Annotated in this window: 18 protein-coding genes; 7 read left to right on the top strand and 11 right to left on the bottom strand. The window is 69.5% G+C overall.

Annotated elements, in window-relative coordinates; all coding sequences use genetic code 11:
- Positions 1-41: 41 nt before the first annotated feature.
- Genes IPP98_12350 through IPP98_12320 form a run of 7 tightly spaced genes read left to right on the top strand, consistent with a single transcriptional unit; the run spans position 42 to position 5,653 of the window.
- Positions 42-1,280 (top strand): hypothetical protein, encoded by a 1,239-nt coding sequence (locus IPP98_12350; protein MBL0179900.1) that lies wholly within the window; start codon positions 42-44, stop codon positions 1,278-1,280.
- Entirely contained in the window at positions 1,277-1,999 is a 723-nt protein-coding gene (locus tag IPP98_12345; protein MBL0179899.1) for a PASTA domain-containing protein, read from the top strand. Before IPP98_12350 ends, IPP98_12345 begins: the two co-directional genes overlap by 4 nt.
- Entirely contained in the window at positions 1,996-2,667 is a 672-nt protein-coding gene (gene rpe / locus IPP98_12340) for a ribulose-phosphate 3-epimerase (protein MBL0179898.1), read from the top strand. The genes IPP98_12345 and rpe overlap by 4 nt, the downstream gene beginning before the upstream one ends.
- Positions 2,667-3,209 carry a TlpA family protein disulfide reductase gene (locus IPP98_12335; GenBank protein MBL0179897.1) on the top strand — a complete coding sequence of 181 codons (543 nt, stop codon included), beginning with the start codon at positions 2,667-2,669 and terminating at the stop codon, positions 3,207-3,209. The genes rpe and IPP98_12335 overlap by 1 nt, the downstream gene beginning before the upstream one ends.
- Positions 3,206-3,754, top strand: coding sequence for a TlpA family protein disulfide reductase (locus IPP98_12330; GenBank protein ID MBL0179896.1), 549 nt, complete (start codon positions 3,206-3,208; stop codon positions 3,752-3,754). Before IPP98_12335 ends, IPP98_12330 begins: the two co-directional genes overlap by 4 nt.
- Before the next feature lies 1 nt (position 3,755).
- Positions 3,756-4,799 (top strand): tRNA (adenosine(37)-N6)-threonylcarbamoyltransferase complex transferase subunit TsaD, encoded by a 1,044-nt coding sequence (gene tsaD / locus IPP98_12325; GenBank protein ID MBL0179895.1) that lies wholly within the window; start codon positions 3,756-3,758, stop codon positions 4,797-4,799.
- On the top strand, positions 4,796-5,653 hold the full coding sequence (locus IPP98_12320) for a prolipoprotein diacylglyceryl transferase (protein MBL0179894.1): 858 nt from the start codon (positions 4,796-4,798) through the stop codon (positions 5,651-5,653). Before tsaD ends, IPP98_12320 begins: the two co-directional genes overlap by 4 nt.
- A 299-nt stretch (positions 5,654-5,952) precedes the next feature.
- On the opposite strand, the gene IPP98_12315 is transcribed toward IPP98_12320, so the two are convergent.
- From IPP98_12315 to IPP98_12265, 11 genes are all read right to left on the bottom strand, one after another.
- On the bottom strand, positions 5,953-8,040 hold the full coding sequence (locus IPP98_12315; protein MBL0179893.1) for an FTR1 family protein: 2,088 nt from the start codon (positions 8,038-8,040) through the stop codon (positions 5,953-5,955).
- 98 nt (positions 8,041-8,138) lie between these two features.
- Positions 8,139-8,519, bottom strand: a complete 381-nt coding sequence (gene acpS, locus IPP98_12310; GenBank protein MBL0179892.1) for a holo-ACP synthase — start codon at positions 8,517-8,519, stop codon at positions 8,139-8,141.
- Complete coding sequence (locus IPP98_12305; protein MBL0179891.1) at positions 8,510-9,052, bottom strand: hypothetical protein; 543 nt, start codon at positions 9,050-9,052, stop codon at positions 8,510-8,512. The genes acpS and IPP98_12305 overlap by 10 nt, the downstream gene beginning before the upstream one ends.
- Before the next feature lie 65 nt (positions 9,053-9,117).
- On the bottom strand, positions 9,118-9,810 hold the full coding sequence (locus IPP98_12300; protein MBL0179890.1) for a haloacid dehalogenase-like hydrolase: 693 nt from the start codon (positions 9,808-9,810) through the stop codon (positions 9,118-9,120).
- A complete protein-coding gene (locus IPP98_12295) occupies positions 9,810-10,592 on the bottom strand; it encodes a C40 family peptidase (protein MBL0179889.1) in 783 nt (260 codons plus the stop codon). Before IPP98_12295 ends, IPP98_12300 begins: the two co-directional genes overlap by 1 nt.
- Positions 10,589-10,789, bottom strand: coding sequence for a hypothetical protein (locus IPP98_12290; protein ID MBL0179888.1), 201 nt, complete (start codon positions 10,787-10,789; stop codon positions 10,589-10,591). Before IPP98_12290 ends, IPP98_12295 begins: the two co-directional genes overlap by 4 nt.
- A complete protein-coding gene (locus IPP98_12285; GenBank protein ID MBL0179887.1) occupies positions 10,789-10,908 on the bottom strand; it encodes a hypothetical protein in 120 nt (39 codons plus the stop codon). Before IPP98_12285 ends, IPP98_12290 begins: the two co-directional genes overlap by 1 nt.
- Before the next feature lie 20 nt (positions 10,909-10,928).
- A complete protein-coding gene (locus tag IPP98_12280; protein MBL0179886.1) occupies positions 10,929-12,137 on the bottom strand; it encodes a sigma-54-dependent Fis family transcriptional regulator in 1,209 nt (402 codons plus the stop codon).
- An 89-nt stretch (positions 12,138-12,226) separates the two neighbouring features.
- A complete protein-coding gene (locus tag IPP98_12275) occupies positions 12,227-13,144 on the bottom strand; it encodes a diacylglycerol kinase family lipid kinase (GenBank protein ID MBL0179885.1) in 918 nt (305 codons plus the stop codon).
- Between the two features lie 761 nt (positions 13,145-13,905).
- The gene (locus IPP98_12270) at positions 13,906-17,535 is read right to left on the bottom strand and encodes a translocation/assembly module TamB domain-containing protein (GenBank protein ID MBL0179884.1); all 3,630 of its coding nucleotides are present in this window, start codon (positions 17,533-17,535) and stop codon (positions 13,906-13,908) included.
- Positions 17,535-19,652, bottom strand: a complete 2,118-nt coding sequence (locus IPP98_12265) for a BamA/TamA family outer membrane protein (GenBank protein ID MBL0179883.1) — start codon at positions 19,650-19,652, stop codon at positions 17,535-17,537. The genes IPP98_12270 and IPP98_12265 overlap by 1 nt, the downstream gene beginning before the upstream one ends.
- Positions 19,653-19,705: the final 53 nt, after the last annotated feature.

Genomic DNA, 19,705 nt, shown 5'->3' with positions numbered 1-19,705 from the left:
GTCGCGCTGCACTCGGCATCCTCGCCGCGGTGCGGCGCGGCGTGCCATTCGACACCGCCCTCACGCGCGGCCTCGGCACGCTGCCCGAAGTCGATCGCCGTCTCGCCCACGAGCTCGCCGCCGGCGTGCTCCGCCAGGCCGCCTCACTCGACGCCCTGCTTGCGACCTTCATCAAGCGTGGCCTCAACTCGGTTGACGGCCCCAGCCTCGAAGTGCTGCGGCTCGGCGCCTACCAGCTGCGCCACCTCGATCGGGTCCCCCCGCACGCGGCGGTCGCCACCTCGGTGGATCTCGCGGGGGAAGTCGCGGGCGAACGACTCCGCGGCTTCGTCAACGCGATTCTGCGCAAGGTCGCGGCGGTCGGCCGCGAGGTCACCGCCGACCCGATTCGCGACGACGTCACACGACTCTCCGAAGCGTGGTCGCATCCAGCCTGGCTGGTGGCGCGATGGATTGCGCGGTTCGGCGTGGACGACACCGAAGGGCTGCTGGAGTGGAACAACAGTCACCCGCCGCTGGTCGTGCAGGCGGCGCGGGTGACGCAGGGCGACCTGGCCCGGCTCTTTGCCGCCGCGGGAATCGCCTCCTTTCCGGCGCCCTTCGAAGCGGGTCTCGTCGTGGACGAGACGCGGCCGACCCAGCTTCCCGGGTATGTGGAAGGAGATTTCTTCGTGCAGGACCCGGCCCAGGCGCTGGTGGTCCGCTTCTGCGCCTTCGGCGAAGGAGCGGTGATCTTCGACGCCTGTGCCGCCCCCGGCGGGAAGACCCTCGGGCTCACGCGGCACGCGGCGCGGGTGATCGCCGCCGATCTCGGCCGGCGCCGGGTCCCGCGACTCCGCGAAAACCTCCTCCGCGCCGGGCTGGGGCACGAACACGTGATCATGGCGGACGCGCTGCACCCGCCGATCCGTCCCGTCATGGCGTATCTGCTGGACGCCCCGTGTCTGGGGACCGGCACCTTCGCCAGACACCCGGATGCGCGGCTCCGCGTGCGGGAAGGGGCGCTGGAGCGGCTGGCCGCCGAACAGCGGCAGTTGCTGGACGCCGCGGCCGATCGAGTGGCTCCGGGCGGGGTGCTAACTTACGCTACCTGTTCGCTCGAGCCTGAAGAGGACGAACTGCAGATCGAGGCCTTCCTGGAACGGCACCCCCAGTTCCAGCGCCAGCCGCCACCGGGATTTGCGGCCGACCTGCTCACCCCGGCTGGCGACCTGCTGCTCCTGCCGCAGCGCCACGGCATGGACGGCGCCTTCGCCGCGAGGATGGTGCGCACGGCATGAACGACGGCTGGCGACGGCGCCCCACGATCGGTCTCGGCCTGATCCTCTTCGTGGCCGCGGTGGCGGGATACTGGTCGACCTGCGTGTTGTATCCTGCGCGGCTGGTGCCGGAGCGTGAGGAAGTGCCAGCGTTGCGGGGACTCGACCAGACCGAGGCCATGGCCCGATTGACGGCGCAGTCGCTGCGCGGCCGGGTGGTCGACACAGTGTCGGACGGCGAGGCGCCGAGTGGCAGCGTGGCGTGGCAATCGCCCGCCCCGGGGACCATCCTGCCGCAGGGGGCACTGGTTCGAGTGGCGCTGAGCAGTGGTCCGCCGCCGATCGCCGTCCCGGATCTCGAGGGGTTCGACGTCCCCCTCGCGAGCACCGTACTCCGCGCGGCCGGCTTGACGGTTGGCGCGCTGGACACGGTCCCGAGCAGCGCCGATGGGGGCACTGTCGTACGCACCATCCCGGGAAGTGGCGCTGCTGCACGACTCGGCCAGCCGGTGACGCTGAGCGTGAGCCGGGGTGTCCCGATCATCCCGGTGCCAAGTCTCGTGGGGCTGACACTGGACGGGGCACGCGATCGGCTCGCCGCCGTCGGTTTGACGGTCGGCACCCTGACGCAGCGGTTCGAGGGAGCACCCGGCACGGTGGTTGACCAATCACCGGCGGCCGGGACACTGGTCACCAAGGGACAGCCGATTGCGCTGTCCGTGAGTGGAGCGATGGAGTGAACATTCAGATTGCCCCGAGCGTCCTGAGCTGCGACCTGGGCCGCCTGCGCGAGCAGGTCGAACAGGCCGAGGCTGGCGGCGCCGCCTGGTTGCACGTCGACGTGATGGACGGGCACTTCGTGCCCAACCTGACGTTTGGCGCTCCGATGATTCGCGCGCTGCGGAAGATCAGCGCGTTGCCGATCGACGTGCACCTGATGGTCGAGCGGCCGGAGCAGTACCTCGCCGAGTACGCCGAGCTCGGCGCGGCGGTCTTTGCCTTCCACCCGGAGTCGACGGTGCATGTGCAGCGTCACCTGGCCGCGGCGCGGGAGCGCGGGATGAAGGCGGGGCTGGTGCTGAATCCGTCGACCCCGGTGTCATGGCTCGAGGAAGTCATCGACGACCTCGACCTCGTGCTGATCATGTCGGTGAATCCCGGCTTCGGCGGCCAGGGCTATCTCCCCGCGTCCACGGCCAAGATCCGGCGCGTGCGCGAGCTTCTCGATCGTCATGGGCGGCAGGACGTGGTGCTCGAGGTCGACGGCGGGATCACCGTCAAGACGATCCGCGCCGCCGTCGTCGCGGGCGCCGACACCTTCGTCGCCGGCACCGCCGTCTTCGGGCAACCCGACATTGCGGAGGCCGTGCGGGCACTGCACCGGGCCGCCGCCGGCACGGAGGGGTGATGAACCGGCAATGGTTCGTGGTCATCGGCGTGGTGGCCGCCATCGGCATCGGCGCGACCCTCATGGTGCGCAACGCCCCGCCCCGCATTGAAGTCGGTGCCGTCGCGCCCGACTTCACGGTGACGAACCTGGCGACCAGCAAGCCCGTGTCGTTGCAGCACGAGTATCGCGGCAAGGTGACGCTGGTGAACATCTGGGCGACGTGGTGTGGTCCGTGTCGCGAGGAAATCCCGGCGCTCGACTCGCTCTACCGTGCGCTCGCCCCGAAGGGACTCCGGATTGCGGCGGTCTCGGTCGACCAGGGCGCGGCCGCGGATGTCGTCAAGTTCATGAACGAATTTCACGTGACCTTCGACGTGCTGCACGATCCGAAGGGCGCGATCCAGGAATTGTACCAGTCGCCCAAGGTGCCGCAGAGTTATCTGATCGGCCGCGATGGGCGATTCGTCCGGATCGTCTACGGCTCCCATCCGTGGGCCTCGCCGGGCAATCGGAAGATCATCGAGCAGCTGCTCAGCGAACCGTCGAGCGGCTCGGAGTGAGTCGATCACCGACCTCGACGTGGGCCGCCGTCCTGCTGGTCGCCGGCGGTCTCGGGCTCGGCGCGTGGGCCCTGACCCGCTATGCCACGCCGCCCGAGGGCGCCCATGTCGGGGACCGCGCGCCCGACTTCCGCGTCGAACGACTCCTCGACGGCGACTCGATCGGGTTGCGCACCGCCTATGCGGGCCAGGTCGTGCTGGTGAATCTTTGGGCCACCTGGTGCGGCCCCTGCCGCAAGGAGATGCCGTCGATGCAGGCGGCGTATCACACCTATGAGGCCCGAGGCTTCCGGGTGGCGGCGGTCTCGCTCGACGAGGGGGATGCCGCACCGGTCCGCGCGTTTGCGACCGAACTCGGTCTCACCTTCGACCTGCTGCAGGACCGCAGCAACCGGAGTCAGGAGATCTTTCAAGCGATCGGGTTGCCGCACAGCGTCCTCATCGGTCGGGATGGCCGCGTGAAGTGGGTCGCGCTCGGGGCGGAGGAGTGGATGTCCGCGGAGAATCGCGCACGGATCGAGGCCCTCCTCGACGACGGCGAGTAGCATGCGCGTCCTGGCGCTGGAGACCTCCTGTGACGAAACCTCCGCCGCCGTGGTGCAGCGCGAGGGCGGCGTGACCACGTTGGCGGGGCTGGCGATCCTCTCCCAGGACGTGCACCGCATCTTCGGCGGCGTCGTGCCCGAGCTTGCCTCACGGGCCCATCTCGCCATGCTGGCACCGGTCGTGGAGCAGGCGCTCGCCGAGGCCGGGATCACCCTGCAGGAGATCGACGGCATCGCCGTCACGTCGGGGCCAGGACTCCTCGGTGCCTTGCTGGTCGGCGTCACCTGGGCCAAGACGGTCGCCTGGCACGAGCGGCTCCCGCTCGTCGGCGTGCATCACCTCGAGGGCCATCTCTTTGCGCCGACGCTCGAGGACCCGATGGCCGCACCGCCCTTCACGGCGCTCCTCGTCAGTGGCGGGCACACCCTGCTGCTCGATGTGCCCGCCTGGGGCGAGTATCACCAGATCGGCGAGACGCGCGACGACGCGGCCGGCGAGGCGTTCGACAAGGTGGGCGCCCTCCTCGGACTGGACTATCCGGCGGGTGCCGCGATCGAAAAACTGGCGGCCACGGGCGACCCGACCCGCTTCCGCTTCCCCCGCCCGCTCCTCAAGGGCGTCGCCCACGCCGATCGCTTTGCGTTCTCCTTCAGCGGCCTCAAGACGGCCGTCCTGCGCGCCGTGCAACAGAGCCCCGACCTCGAGGCCGATCGCGCGCACATCGCGCGCGGCTTCCAGGACGCCGCAATCGAGGTGATGGTGAGCAAGACCGTCGCGGCCGCCAAGGAATTCGGCCGCGAGTTGATCGTGCTCGGCGGCGGTGTGGCCTGCAACCGCACCCTGGCCGACGCCCTGCGCCGGGCGACCGAGGGCATCGCGCACGTCTCGGTCGCCTCGCCGCGACTCAACACCGACAACGCCGCGATGATCGGGGCGGCCGGTGCCTGGCGCCTGGTCGCCGGCGAACGGCACCTCTACGACCTCGAGGCACGCGACACCTTCCCCCTCCCGGGACTCATCCCCCCGGTCGGAGCCACACCATGACCAACGCCTACCCGCTCAAGTTTTCTGTCGGTCCACTCTTCGGCAGGGGTCCGTTCGAAATCACCGGCTTCGGGCTGATGATGATGCTCGCCTTCCTGACCGCCGCGTGGGTCGCGGACCAGGAGGGACGGCGACAGGGCTTCAAGGCCGACTATGCCGGCGACATCGTCATGGGCGCCGTGATCGGCGGGATCATCGGAGCCAAGCTCTGGTACGTGGCACTGTTCGGCGCGGACGCGCTCTTCTCGCGCGGCGGCCTGGTCTGGTACGGCGGCTTCGTCGGCGGCACGCTGGGCGTGATCTTCATGGGATGGTGGCGCAAGGTGCCCATCCGCTGGACGATGCACCTGGTCGCCCCGGCGTTGGCGGCGGGCTACGCCGTCGGCCGCGTCGGCTGCTACGTCGTGGGCGACGACTACGGCCGGCCGACCTCCCTCCCCTGGGCCGTGGCGTTCCCCGATGGCGAGCCGGCCACCCGTGCCTCGACCCTCGCGGCGCAATTCGGCGTCACGCTCCCCGCAGGCACCGCGCCGGACGCGATCCTCGCCGTCCACCCGACGCAGCTCTACGAGGTGACGCTGATGCTGATCGCCTTCGCGCTGCTCTGGCGGTGGCGGTTGTCGCCGCGCGGGACCGGATGGCTCTTCGGGGCGTATCTCGTCTTCGCGGGCTTCGAGCGCTTCATCGTCGAGATTGTTCGCGCCAAGGACGATCGCTTCCTCGGCGTCTTCACCATCGCGCAATTGACCTCGATCGTGTTGATCCTCAGTGGCAGCGCGCTCATCGCGACGTTGAGCGGAAAGGGGACAATTTCACCCGGAATTTGGCTCGAAAAGGGAGCGCAAAAGACGTGATTTCCGCGCTATTGACAGCTTTCCCGAGAATGCGTAACGTGTCTCCACGATGGCGTTGGAACTGACGCCGCACCGAGAAAGTCCTAGGGCGAAGAAGGGTGAAGCGAACACATCTGTTCGTCTTCGTAAACTCAGGGGGCGCTCTAGGACCTCCCAAACAGAATTGCCCGGCCGAGTTGGCCGGGCGATTCTGTTTGGGGTCGTTAGTCGTTAGTCATGAGTCGTTAGAGAGCCGGGGCCAAGCACGTAGCGCCCTACGCAGATCACTTAACGACTAACGACTCACTCACGACCTGCAGCTACGACTTCTCCACCGCCGATTCCACCACCGTCTGCTTCAACCGCTCCACTTCCCCGCGAATCGCCGCCAGATCCCCTTCCATCCGCTCCAGCGATCGCAACACGGCCTTCTCGACGCCAGGCCCATCCGCCACCGAGCCCCGCATCGGATCGGGCTGCGGTGCGGCCGGTGCGTCGGCGAGCGCGGCGTCACGTACGGCATCGCGCGGGCGCTGCACCAGGAAGACCCAGCCGAGCGCGATCACCGCGAGCAGCGCCAGCACGCCCTGCGCCAGCATCGATTCGACGGTCGGGTAGATGCCGAGCGCAGGCACCCGTGGCCAACCGATCAGCATCGTCGTCGGGAGCGTGTTGCCGGCCTGCAACTCGGCGACCGCCTTGCCGGCAAAGACGAACGCGGTGTAGTAGAGGAATGCCGACGTCACGGCGAAGAAGGGCTTCAGCGGGAGCCGCACGCCGTACCGATTGATCGCGACGTACACGATCGCCAGCACGACGCTGCCGACACCGATGCCCAGCACCACCGGCGCAAACGAGCCGCTCCCGCCGGAGAGGAAGAGTGCCTTGTAGAAGAGCACCGTCTCGAAGCCCTCGCGATAGACCGCCAGGAACGCCGCCGAGGCAAGGGCGAAGACGGAACCACCCGAGACCGCCTCCTGCATCTTGTCCTTGACGAACGCATTCCACTTCTGCACTTCCATCTTCGACAACAACCAGTAGCTCACGTAGAAGAGCACGCCGACCGCGGCGACCATCGTGAACCCTTCCATCGTCTCCTGGTTGCTCGGCGAGAGCGCGAACACCGTCTCCAGCAGCACGGCCGTGAGCAACGAGAGGGCCACCGCGGCGCCGACGCCGATGTGGATGTCGCGGCGACGGTGCCCCGCCCCGACGCGCGAGAGGAAGGCCATCAGCGCACCGATGATCAGGATCGCCTCGAGGCCTTCGCGCAGCATGATCATCAGCGACTGCACGAAGAGGTTGGTCGACGAGACCTGGTCGCTCACGATGCGTTCGGCCTGCTCGAGTTCGGCCGCCAGCGTGCCGGCGAGTCCGGCCAGCTCCGCCGCGGTGGCGCCGCCGCCGGCGCGGGCGCGGAGCGTCGCGAACGACGTCTCGAGCTTGGTGGCGAGCGCGGGCTCGCGACTGCGCACCGCGCGCTCGACCTTCTCGAAGGCGAGGTAGGCGTCGAACGCCGCGGCCACCGCGTCGGTGTGACGACCCTGGCCCGCGAGGGTGGTGGACTCCGAGACCTTGCCGCGCACCGTCGTGAAGACCCCGGCGATTACCGCAGTCTCGTCGTCGGTCGCCTGGAACGCGCGAACGGCGGCCAGCTCCCCACGCGTGGCGCCGGCACCGAGCGCCGCGAGAATCTCGGCGTCGCTCAGCTTCGCCACGGCGGAAAAGGTCTGCATCCCTTCGGGCACAACACCGGTCGGCACGGCCTGACGGAGGGTCGACGCGTAGACGGCGAGTGCCCAGCGATCCTCAAGCGGAAGCCGGCTCTCGAAGGCGGGCATCGCGGTACCGTTGACGCCCATGGTGATGCGCTGGTAGTAGCCGAGCGGCGTGGCCGCCATCAGCCCCACCGGGTCAGCGAGACTCGGTGGTGGCGGCTTGAGCGCCCGGCCCGCGGCGCCGTCGCCCTTGCCCAACTCACCATGGCACGCCGAACACTCGCGCTGGAACAGCTCCCGGCCGCGGGCCAACGAGGGGGTCCGCTCGGGCATCTCGACGAGCACCACCCGGAGCGAGCTGGCGAGGGCGTCGGTCAGATTCCGCACCGCGAGGTCGACCGAGTCCGGCGCGCCGGTCCGCTCGACGAGGCCCAGCGCCCGCTCGAGCCCCGCGACCGTCGGCCCGGCCGCGATGATGGGGAGGAGCTTCGCGGAACGAATTGCTTCGTTCAGGAAGAGCCGAGCCTCCTCGACCTCTGCCGCCGCCACGATCTTGCCGGCCACGACCCCGATCCGGTACTCCTGGGCCGCGAGCTGCGCCGACGCCGCCACGCGCCGCGCCACGACCGCAGAGTCGGTGGACGGAGCCGTCGGAGAAGCCAGCAGAAGGACCGCATAGATGAGATTCATTCTCAAACGCTTTGAAGGAGACGCAAGAAAGTAGAGTGCGGCAGTCGGAATGGGAAGGGACAACCATCGATGATCGATGATCGATCATCGACGATCGATCATCCTTCGAGGATCGCGACCGCCGCCGCGACGTCGCGGCTATGACTCAGGGAGAGATGCACCGTGACCTGGTGCGGGGCGATCAGGTCGGCGGCGCGCCCGGTCAGGACGGCCTCGGGCCGTCCATCGGGGAGGCGGCGGACGCCGATTTCCCGCCAGCCCACCGCGCGCGCGCCCGGGAGGACCTGCAGGGCCTTGTAGACCGCCTCCTTGGCTGCCAGGCGCGCGGCGAAGGCGGGCGCGGGGTCACCGAGGCTGTCGAGGTACCGACGCTCCTCAGTGGTCAAGGTGCGCGCCAGAATGCGTTCGCCATGCCTCGCGAGCAGCGCCCGGGCCCGGGGCAACTCCACCACGTCGAGGCCGAGCCCGATCACGGCCACGGCAGACTCCAGAAGGCGGCATGAACTGGCCTGAACCACTCCGGTGGGGTGAGTTGGCCGCCCAACCACGCGGACGCGACGGTCAACACTATCGCGAGCCCGCCGACCGACGCCACCACGGGGGCGAGTGGCCGGCGCCATGCGGCAATCGCGGCCGCTCGCTGCTGCCAGCTGCGGAGCGCACTCCCCGCAACCGTCACGGCAGCCTCCCAGGCGGCCTCCAGAGCCGCGCCGCGGGCACGACGGCTCAGCAGGTCGCCGCCCTCGCTCGCGAGCCGCTCAAGCGGCATGGCGCACGCCAGCAGCCGATTCAGGAGCGCTTCCCCACGCTCCGCGTCGGGCAACTGCGCCCGCAGCTGCCCGCCTGGGAGTCGTGCCTCTCGCGCGGCTCCTTCGACCAGTTCCACCGCCTGCGCCATCACCTGATCGCGGAGGGCCGCGGCCGCCTCGGCGAACGCCGCTTCCCACGCAGCATGGTCGAGGCGCCCGGCCGCAGCGACGGTCACCAGCCGATCGAGCAGCGCCAATCGCACCGCATCGAAGGGGGCCGCCGCGGCGGGCGGCGCCAGTCGACCGAGGTCAGCCGAGAGGGGCGGGGTCAGAAGATCGCCTGCAACACGGCCTCGGTGTCGGCCAGGGTGTCGAACGCCGCGTAGGCCCCGGCCGCGAGCAACTCCTCGCGCGAATACGCGCCGGTCGCGACGCCGATGGCTCGGGCGCCGATCGAATTGCCACAGGTGACGTCCGCCGGCGTGTCCCCGAGGATCACCACCTCGGCGCCGGACGGGACCCGGCCGAAGTGTGCGACGGCCCGTTGGGCGGCGATCGGCGGCAGGTCAGGGCGGTGCCCGCTGTCGGAGCCGTAGGCGCCGAGCGTGAAGCGTTCGAGCGCCAGCCCCGCCGCGCCGAGCTTGAGCGCGGCGCCCCGCACGATGTTGCCCGTCAGCAGTCCGACAACAACCGCGGGACGCTCGGCCAGGGCATCGAGCAGCGGAACGATCCCTGGAAGGGCCTGCACCCGATCGGCACGCTGTGACACCTCTCGTTCCAGATGGCCCAGGTAGCGATCGAGGATTTCGATCGTGCGCTCGGGCGTGGCCCGCTCCGGCGCGCCGGCGGCCGCATAGAGCTCACCGACAATCTGCGGATCGGTCTTGCCGTCGAAGCGGACCGACTCGAAAAAGGAGAGGTCGGCGAATTCCTCGGCGAAGGCGGCCTGGATCGCGTGCCGACCGGCCGAGGCACTCAGCAGCAAGGTGCCATCGATGTCGAAGAGAACCAGGCGGCGCATCAGGTCAGTCGACGCACGGCGACGAGCCGTTCCAGGAGCGGCGCCGCGCGACTCCCCTCGGTGCACGGTTCGCGAGTGACTCGACCCGTCGCCACCGTGCTGTGCACAATGGCGTCCTCGCCCGCCTGAATGGCCACGTGCGTGATGCCGTCGCTGTCGGCGCCTCGAAAGAAGAGCAGGTCGTCGGCGCGGCGATCGGCGAGCTCGATCCGCTGTCCCATGTCGACCTGGAGCCGGGCGTCACGCGGGAGTGGCACGCCGCGCGCGAGAAAAGTGGTCTGCACCAGGCCGGAACAATCGATCCCCGAAGCCGTGACGCCGCCCCAGAGGTATGGTGCGCCAGCAAACTCGCGCCACGCCCATGTCGACGGAGCCTGCGCGAGGCTCGCCAGAATCACGTCACCGTAGGGGCGCACCGAGCCACCGAGAATCTCGGCCACGTCACCGTCCGGGAGCCGGGCCCGCGAGCTCCCCTCCAGCAGCAGCCGAGCGCGGTGCGGCGCCCGGATCGCCATCCCGGTGCTGTCGCGGAGCAGTGCCCCCTCTGACCATGCCGCCGTGGAGAGCCATGCCTCGACGTCGCCGAGATGCAGGCGACGGACGTAGCCCTCGTGCACCCATCCCGCGTAATCGTCGAGGATGGTGCGGATGCGCAGCATCGCGCCGTGATGGTCGAGCACTTCCGCACCCTCACCGAGGACGAGCTGGGTCACCTGTTCCGCGGCGAGCGAGTGCGTCGCGAGCACCGGCACCACGGCGGCTGTCGCCAGCAGTGCGTTCACGAGTCCTTCGCCTTCGCGTTGGCCTTTGCCACGCACTCGCGACACATCGTCACTCCGCGAATGGTGCAGACCAGGCAGACGAAGGTGCCGCACGACTCGCAGGGGTAACCCTCGGAGGCGCGTTCCTCGCGGCCGCAGGCGCGGCAGAGCATCGCATCCCGCTCGCGCAGGGTGGGACGAGGCTGCGTGGTGGCCATCAATGCGGGATCGCGTACCGCTTGATCTTGGCGATCAGCGTGGCGCGAGAGATGCCGAGTTCGGCGGCCGCGCGCGTGCGGTTTCCGCCGTGGTGCTTGAGCGTGCGATCGATATGCATCCGTTCCACCTCCTCCATCGTCAGCGGATTGTGCCGCCGATCGAACGGTCCCCCCTGGCCCGGAACTCTCCGGGCAGGTGTTCGGCGCCGATGGCCTCGACGCCCCGCGCGAGCAGCATCGCCCGCTCGATGACGTTGCGGAGCTCCTGCGCGTTGCCCGGCCAACCGTACCCCAGCAACCGATCCAGTGCATCATCGGTCAGCCGCGTCGGCGACCCGGGCGCGGCGCGACTGAGGTCGCGGAGATCCCGGCGAATCAGCCCGAGCAGATCCTCGCGGGTCCGCTCGCGAAGCGGTGGCACCACCAACGGCATCACGTTCAGCCGGTAATAGAGATCTTCACGCAGGCGACCGGAGCTGAGCAGCGCCGACGCGGAATGGGCGGTGGCCGCCACCACCCGAACGTCGACCGGAATTTCGCGGGAACCACCGACCCGGCGGAAGGCATGCTGCTCAAGCACCCCGACCAGCGTCGCCTGGAGTGGCCCCGGCAGATCACCGACTTCCGTCAGAAAGAGCGTGCCGCCATCGGCGATCTCGAGCAGGCCCTGCCGCCGCTCGCCGGCGCCCGACGCGGGGTCGCCGCCTTCCCGCCCCACCAACAGCGTCTCGAGCCACTCCGGATCCCCGGCCCCGTCGGCGAGCTCGATGAACGGCGCCGTGGCGCGGGGCGACGCGTCGTGCAGGAGGCGGGCGATCTCCATCTTCTCCGTCCCGGGCTCGCCCTGGATCAGCACCGGCGTGCCGTCGCTCCGGGCGAGCAGCGTGAGCTGCCGTGCGACCTCCTTCATCATCGGCGACACACCGAGTCCGTCGAAGCCCTCGACCGGCGCGCCGCGCCCGATCAGGCTCCGATTGACCCGGCGCAGTCGCCCCTTCTCGGCCGCCCGCTCGCACGTCGCGAGCAGGTGCTCGGCCTCGACCGGCTTGACGAGGAAGTTCTCGGCCCCGCTGCGCATCGCCGACACCGCGGCGGACACATCGTTGTCGCCGGTCAGCAGGACCACCGCCGTGTCGCGACCGCGCAGCTGTTCCAGCACCTCGAGCCCATCCATCCCCGGCAGATTCAGGTCCAGGAGCACGACATCCGGGAGCGAGCGCGCAAAGGTCGCCAGCCCCGCCTCTCCGGTCAGCTCACGATAGACGTCCCATCCCCGCTGCTCGAAGAGGGCCCCGATCGAGCGGAGGATGGCGAGGTCGTCATCGATGAGCAGAATCGAGTTGGGCATCCACGGGCATCCGGAAATGGTGAGCTTCGGCGGAATCGATCATCGATGATCGATCATCGATCATCGATGGGACCCCGCCACTGACAATATCACCCCGCCCGCGATTCCGCTGGCAGCATCACCGCGATCGCGCCCGGCACCACCGTGGCCGTGAAGGGGGTCTCGCCGCCGCCTTCGCCATCCATCTGGACCGGCTGCTCGCCATCCAGCGCCCGCACCGAGATTTCCTTGCCGCGGGCGTACCCCACGAAGACATCCTTCCCGAAGGTCCCCTCGGCGTCGCGCAGGAGGTCCCATACCGCCCGAACCGAGCCGCCGAACTTGTTGGCCTGGAACACCACCAGGTCGAGGTAGCCGTCGTGCGGCGAGATCCCCGCACCCAGCTTCACGAGCGGCGGAATCACCTCGCCGCAGTTGGCCACCATCAGCATCGCCGCGTCGAGCTGCTGCTCCACCCCATCGACGGTGACGAGGAACGGCACGCTGCGGATCTCCGGAATGATGCGCAAGGTGGTGGCGACGTACGCCATCATCCCCCACTTGTGCTTCATCGCCGATTCAGTCTCGACCATCACGCGCGCATCGACCCCGGCCCCGCACGCCACCGCGAAATAGTGCACGCCATCTGGCCGCTCCATCCGCCCGAGGTCGAGTCGCGTCGGTACACCACGCACCATCAACTCGGCGGCTTTCACCGGGTTGCTCGGCAGCCGCAGGTTACCCGCCAGCAGGTTGCCGGTGCCGCCCGGCAGCAGGCCGAGCGCCACGTCGGTGCCCACCAGGGCGGCCGCGGCCTGCATCGTGGTGCCGTCGCCGCCGAAGACGGCGACGACATCGACACCCTGCGCCACGCCGTACTCGGCGAGCCGACGCGCATCGCCCGGCCCGCCTGTGGCGAGGACCTCCACCGCCCATCCCGCACCGGTCATGACCTGTTCGATGCGCCGCACCGTCGCGGCCGCCGTGCGGGCGGCGTTCGGATTGGCGATCAGGATGGCCTTGGTCAACTCAGTATTCCCTCTCCCAGAGCAGGTCCGTACCGAACTGGTAGCGGCGCGGCAGCAAGGTACTGGTGGCGCTCGCCTGACAGGAACCCACCGGTTCCGCCGACGCCTTCAGGCGGAACTCACGCGAGAGCCGGTACTCGAGCGAGGCGCCGAGGTTGTTGCGCGAGAAGACCGGACTGTTCGAGCCACCGCCGGTGCAGAAGCCGGCGTTGAAGGTCGCGAAGAAGCGGCGCGAGAGCTGGAAGCCCGCCAGCAGTTGCGTCAGGCTCGGCCCCTGCTGCCCCCGCTGGAGCAGTCCGGAGCGGATCTCGAAGAGGTCGAAGCCGGCATCCGTCGCCAGGCGGGAGAGCTCGCCGTGAAGGCGCCGGCGAGGAGTGACTGCGCCGTCGAGGTGACCTGGGCTCGCTGACTCCCGCCGAGCTGCCCCTGCGGGATTCCGAACATCAGGAAGGAAATCAGGTCGCGATCGGGCAGGTTGCGCCCAGGGCTCGACAGCGTCAGCCGCGGCACCTGGATGCTCCCCTCGATGTGCGCCACGATCGGCACGTCCTCGCCGCCCGCCGGTGTGCACGATGTGCCGCGCCTGCAGGTTGAGCTCGGCGTTGAGGTCGGGCGATCCGAAGTAACTGACCGTCCCGCTCTCCACGGTGAAGTCGCGTGCCGGCAGATACGGCACCTTGAGCGTGTACGTCCCGCGCGGCGCGGTGAAGGTGCCCGCGAGCCGGTACTGCTGCCGGGCCTTGTCGACGGTGACGGACCCCTCAAGCTGCACGTTGGCTTCGCTCGATCGGAGCCACACCTCGGTGCCGAGGCGGAACCGCAGCCCCTCGATCCGGAGCGAGTCGAGGAAGCGGTTCTGGAACGCCGCGCCGAGTTTCTGCCGACGGAGCGCGAGCGTGTCGACGAGGTCCAGGAAGGCCGGGTCTTCGAGGTCGACAATGTCCTTGGTGACCAGATCGGCGAAGTAGAGCACGCTGCCGGAGAGGGTGCCCGCTGCCACGCAGCACCGGATGCGCCACTGGACCGCGCAAGGTGACGTTCAGCTGTTCGGCCCGCAGCTTCAGATAGTTCGGCACGTTCATCGCCAGGAAGCCGCGCGCGTCGAACGTCAGGTCGAGCACCGGCGACGTCAGCTGGTCGAAGCGGACACTGCCGGTGGTGCGCAGCGTTCCGCCATCACCATTCATCGAGAGCGAGTCGAGCAGCAGCGAGTCGCCGCTGAACCGCGCCCAGCCGTCCACCTGGTCGTAGGTCACGCCGAGCGACGGGAGCCGCATGCGGCCGTTGCGCACGGCGAGCGATCCGCCGAGGCGCGGCGTCGCCCACGTGCCGCTGCCCTGCAGGTCCAGCTGGACGATCCCGCTGGCGTTCCGGATGCTGGGCGTGAAGGCCTCGAAGACGGCGAGGTCGACCGAATCCGCGCGCGCGGTGATCGAGATCGGGCCCGGCAGCTTGCGGTCGCTGCGGGCGGCCAGGGCGAGGTCGAACGGCAGCGCGAGATCGACGTCAAGCATCGCATCGCCCGTTCGCCAGAACGTGAGGTGCGACCGCAGCATCCGCGACTCGTAGTCGAACGCCGCGCGCACCATGGGGGCCCGCACCGAGCCGAGCACCGGGCCGGTCACGGCCGCGCTGCCGCGCATCGTCGGCGCCTCGCGCGTACCACCCAGGCGCAGGTCGAGTGCCGCGAGGCCCGCCACGGCACTGGTGTCGCCTTGCATCAGGCCCACGAGGTCTGCGAGGTCGAGGCCCACCGCACTGGCGGTCATCGTGCCGGGGACATCACCAGGGAAACTGCCGAACAGGGTGATCGCTCCGCTGCCGTCACGGGTGCGGAGGGCAAGGGTGTCGTCGAGCGTGGCGAGGCCATCGGCGAGCCGGAACTGCGTCGGCCGCTCGAGCCGCCATTGCTGCCGCGGGAAGGCCAGCGCCAGCGAGTCGAGCGCGATCCGCTGCTTGGTCGAGTCTCCCTGCCACGTGCCGGCGGTCGCGAGTTGCAGTCCGTTGAGCTGCCCTTCGCCGGTGAACGCCAGCGAGTCGGCGCGGCCGCGAAGCTGCACGGCCACGGCCCGACCAAGGAGCGTCGCGTTGCCGAGCGAATCGGCCGTCAACGCCAGCGTCAGCCCCTTGGCCCCGAGTGAATCGGCCGTGACATCCGCGCCGAGCACGCCGACCCGCCACTGATCGAGCACCACATCTTCGGCATCGAGCCGCGCCACGACCGCCGCGCGGTCGAGGGACCCGTGCAGATCGACCGCCAGCCGCGCCAGCCCGTCGAGCGTCCGTGGTGCCAGCGTGTCGCGCACGATGCCGGTGGCCGCGCGCAACAGCGAATCGAAAGGCTGCAACGACGCGGCCCACGCCTCGAGATGCAGCGAGCCGGAATCGGGAACCGCCCAGCCGATTGCGCCGCGACCACTGATCTGCCCCTCGGGCCAGCGGACCTCGGCGCTGTCGACGTTGAGCATCCCCGCCGAGGCAGCCAGGCGCAGCGTCGCCTGGTCGAAGGTCAGACCGCCGACGCGGGATCGATCCAGGTCCATCGCGACCGAGCCGTCGGGCGGCACCAGCGAGTCGATCGCACCGTGCAGCCGCATCCGGCCGTTGAGCGCCGTGGAACCACCCTTGCCAAGCAATGCGTCGAGGTCGACGCGGCTGAAAGTCAGGTCGAGCGAATCGGCCGCCCAGCGCGGATCCATCGCGGTGATGGTCCCCAACGCGCGGATCGTCCCGAGGTCCCCGGTCACATCGGCGTCGAGCCAAAGGGACTCGAGCGAGCCGCGGGTGACGATCCGTCCCGTGAGCCCGCCGTGCGGAGTCAACGAGGGATAGCCGGACCGCAAGGCATCGAACGACAGTCGGTCGAAGGTGGCATCCATCTCCACCCCGAGCACCTCGCGCCGGGTGTCGAGACGCACCGCGCCGAGCAGGCGCGAGACGGCCTGGTTCGGCGCCTGATGCTCCGCCAACCCGTCGAACCGCGCGTTCTGCCACGAGCCGTTGAGCCGGCCGACAAGATGCAACTGCCCCGGGAGCAGCATCGCCGGCACGACCCGGTGCACCGTGCCGAGCGCGACCGACGCGTCGAGCAGCTGGAAGCCATCAAAGACGGCCCCCTCGGCCCCGCCGAAATGAATCACCCCGTCGGTGCGGAAGGTCGAGATCGGCTGCCCGGGCACCAGCGCATCGGCGAGCCGCAGGTCGCCGGCGACGCGCATGGCGTCGAGGAAGCCATCGAGGCGGAGGCGCCCCTCGAGCATCCCTGCGAACGGCAACGTGTCCAAGTAGGGGCGCATCACCTCAAGCGGCGTCTGCGTCAACGCCAGGTCGAGGTCGCGAAAGCCGAGCCCGCGCTTGGTGTCGACGATCGCCACCATGCGGCCCACCGCGCGGGCCACGCCGTGCCCGAGCGTGAGCTTCTCCAGTCGGTACTCGGTCTGGGTGTTGCTGTTGGAACGGGCCACCACCTCGCCGCGCCCCTGCCACGACGGAAAGTCGGGTGAGATCCACCGAAGGTCGTCGAGGTCGACCGTGTCGGCACGGAGCGCCCAGTCGAAGAGGATCGTGTCCTGCGGCCAGCGCACGGCGCCGCCACCCTGCACCACCGTGCCCGGCATCGCGGCGCGGTCCAGCGTGAACCGCAACGAATCACCCGCCGTGATGATCTCGGCCTGCAGTGCGGTGATCGTCAACGCCGGATCGGCGAGCTTGCCTCGCAGTTCGGCGATGCGCACCAGGATCGGATCGCGCGCCGGCGTCGAGATGCGCACCAGCGGCACGCGCGCATCCAGTTCGGTGAGGCCGTAGACGCGCACCGGACCGTCCGCGCTCGACTCGATCCGCGGTTGGGCCGGGGCCGCGCCGTTCCGCGAGGTCGGCAACTTCGGGGCGTGCGGCGTGGTCGCTACGTCGACCCGAATGGTGCCGCCATGAATCACCAGGTCGCGAAGCTCCACCAGCGCCGACGAGCCACCCGGCGTACCCGGCTTGCTGCGGAAGACTTCCTCGTAGTTCCAGCGCGAGCGACGCAGCCGGATCAGATGGATCACCGGGCGCTCGACACGGACCTCGTGAAACACCAACCGTCCCGCCAGCAACTCTGGCAAGGTATAGCGCAGCTCCAGCCGCTCGGCGGTGAGCACCAGGCCACCGAGCGAATCGTGCACGGCCACCCGCTCCAGCACGGCATGCCCGAGCAACGACCCGCGGATGCCGCCAATTTCGACACGCCCCGCCACCCGTCCCGAGATCATCGTGGTCACCACGCGAGCCAGCAACCGCTGCCCCGGCGGCGACCAGAGCACGGCCGCGGCCGTTCCGAGCAGGCCGCCGAACAGCACCAGCAGGGGCCAGACGAAACCGGCGGTCAGGAAGAGGCGCACCCGACGCATCAGAACGCCTGTCCCACCGAGAAGTGGATGGTGTAGTCGCGCGTGCGCTTCCGCACGAACCCCGTGTCGATCACCCGAAGGTCGCCCGCGGCGGTCGTGGTGTACACCGTGCCCGATTCCAGCTCGTACCGGTTGAACCCCATGTCGAGCCGGATCGGGCCGAGCGGCGAGGCGAAGCGAAGTCCCACGCCGGGCGTCATCCGCCAGCGGGCGGTGCCGCCCTGATCCCAGAGCGCGCCCACGTCCGTGAAGACGGCGAATCGCATCCGCGGGGAAAAGATCGGCGAGGGGAGCCGCAGCTCCAGGTTCGCCACGACCACGCGGCTGCCGCCGGTCGCCGAGATCCTGGCCTCCGAGGCCGGAAAGGTGTCGTCTGCTCGCACCGAATCAGCAGGCACGACGTACACCACCGGTCCGAGCTCGTTGCGATCATAGCCGCGCACATCGTTCGGCCCGCCGGCATAAAACCGCTGCTCCGGAGGGACGAAGTTGCCGCTCCCGGTGCTGAAATCAGATTTGGGCGAGAAGACCGCCCCGACGCGCAGGTGTCCGGCCAGCGTGACGCTCCGCGTCAGCGGCACGAAGCCCGAGGCGTCGCCGACGACCCGGGTGAATTGCTGCTGGGCGGAGGAGCCGAGCAGCTTGGAGGAGACGGTCGCCTCCGCCGTCAGGATGCTGCCGCGCGTCGGATCAAGGAGGTTGTTCACTCGCACCCGCTCGGCGGAGAGGCCGACCGTGGCGAGGACGCGACGTTGCTGCAACTGCGCGATGTCGGCAGCCGCGCACGCGTTGAAGAAGGCGCAGAAGGAGGCAGGGTTCGCCTTGGTGAAGCCGTAGGAGAGGCGGTACGAGAGCGTGATCGGAATGCGCGCCGCCGTCTCCCGGGTCATCGACACCCCCGCGCCGACTTCCTCGCGCAGGAAGACCTTGTACTCGCTGCGCCGCTCGGCAAAGAGCGACGTCGTCAGGGTGTTGTCGGGCGACAGGAAACCGTTCCGACGGAGCGAGACGTCGAGGCCGTAATTCGCCAGCCGCGATCCGACCGAGTCGTCGCGCAGGGGCGAACAGATCGAGTTGCGCGCCCCGAAGTCGAGCGGATCGCCGACGCCGATCTTCGAGAGCCGCCCACTGATGTCGAGCAGCTTGCCGCCGCCAAGAAAGTTCCGCGCGGTCCAGCCGAGCCCGGTGCGGAAGCAGTCGTTGGTGGCGAAGCCGACGGCGGCGCGGGCCCGATGGGCGCGGCCCTCCGCGACCGTCACCTTCAGCGGGACGATCGTGTCGCCACTGCTGAACTGCGCCGTGTCGATGACGACATCCGCCACCCGGAACAGCTCCGAAGCGTAGAGCGCGCGCTGCGAACGGAAGAGGTCGTTGTAGCGGTAGCGCGCGCCGGGGCGCGCCGACACGAGCGACGCGATGAAGCCGGAGTCGACGCGGGTCTGACCCGTCACCGTGACCGGGCCGAAGACCGCCGGCGGTCCGGTGTGGAATTCAAGCGTGGCCTGCGCCACGTGGCCGTCCACGTCCTCGCCGAATCGTCCCGGAAGTGCCGACGAACTCGGGAAGCCGAGATCCTGGAGCCGCGCGAGGATCGTGTCGCGTGCCGCCGCCAGGGTGAAGCGCGAGAAGACGTCGCCCACGGCGATCGGCAGGTCGCGTACCAACCGTTCGCGATCGGGGACGCTGTCGAGCCCGAGCAGGGCGAGCGAGGTCAACCGAAGCGGCTCGCCCTCCTTGATCGTGATCTTGATGTAGACGTCGACCGCCGTGCGCCGCACGACGGTGTCCACCGCCACCTCGCGATAGCCGGCCCGCCGATACAGCGCCTGGATCCGCTCGACATCGCGACGAAATTCCTGCTCGTTGAAGGTGCGCTTGGTGCCAAGGCCGGTCCAGCGCACCAGCGACTTGGTGGCGAAGAAGGACGAGTTGGTCGTGCTGATGGCCGCGGCCAAGGTCACGTCGTCGAGGGCCTTGTTGCCGGCGAAGTCCAGCTTCCGCACCACCAGCGCGTCCTCCTGTGCCGCGACACTCCCGGCGACCGGGGTGAGGGCCAGCGCAAGCGCCAGCGCCCACCGTCCGAAGGGGAGGGTGCGGGGAGCAGCAGGAAGCGTCATTGACCGCATTTCCTAAATCTGGTTAGTTGAAGGGGTTACGCCAACGTCCCCGC

The organism is Gemmatimonadota bacterium (assembly GCA_016720805.1).
Classification (GTDB): Bacteria; Gemmatimonadota; Gemmatimonadetes; order Gemmatimonadales; family GWC2-71-9; genus Palsa-1233.
This window is presented reverse-complemented; position numbering and strand designations above follow the sequence as displayed.

What these genes read in the sequence shown, in the direction of transcription:
- IPP98_12345 (MBL0179899.1), top strand. Translation starts at nt 1,277, where the DNA reads ATGAACGACGGCTGGCGACGGCGCCCCACGATCGGTCTCGGCCTGATC.
- IPP98_12315 (MBL0179893.1), bottom strand. Translation starts at nt 8,040, where the DNA reads ATGAATCTCATCTATGCGGTCCTTCTGCTGGCTTCTCCGACGGCTCCG.
- IPP98_12290 (MBL0179888.1), bottom strand. Translation starts at nt 10,789, where the DNA reads ATGGCCACCACGCAGCCTCGTCCCACCCTGCGCGAGCGGGATGCGATG.
- IPP98_12335 (MBL0179897.1), top strand. Translation starts at nt 2,667, where the DNA reads ATGAACCGGCAATGGTTCGTGGTCATCGGCGTGGTGGCCGCCATCGGC.
- IPP98_12280 (MBL0179886.1), bottom strand. Translation starts at nt 12,137, where the DNA reads ATGCCCAACTCGATTCTGCTCATCGATGACGACCTCGCCATCCTCCGC.
- IPP98_12265 (MBL0179883.1), bottom strand. Translation starts at nt 19,652, where the DNA reads ATGACGCTTCCTGCTGCTCCCCGCACCCTCCCCTTCGGACGGTGGGCG.
- IPP98_12270 (MBL0179884.1), bottom strand. Translation starts at nt 17,535, where the DNA reads ATGCGTCGGGTGCGCCTCTTCCTGACCGCCGGTTTCGTCTGGCCCCTG.
- IPP98_12285 (MBL0179887.1), bottom strand. Translation starts at nt 10,908, where the DNA reads ATGCATATCGATCGCACGCTCAAGCACCACGGCGGAAACCGCACGCGC.
- IPP98_12320 (MBL0179894.1), top strand. Translation starts at nt 4,796, where the DNA reads ATGACCAACGCCTACCCGCTCAAGTTTTCTGTCGGTCCACTCTTCGGC.
- IPP98_12300 (MBL0179890.1), bottom strand. Translation starts at nt 9,810, where the DNA reads ATGCGCCGCCTGGTTCTCTTCGACATCGATGGCACCTTGCTGCTGAGT.
- tsaD (MBL0179895.1), top strand. Translation starts at nt 3,756, where the DNA reads ATGCGCGTCCTGGCGCTGGAGACCTCCTGTGACGAAACCTCCGCCGCC.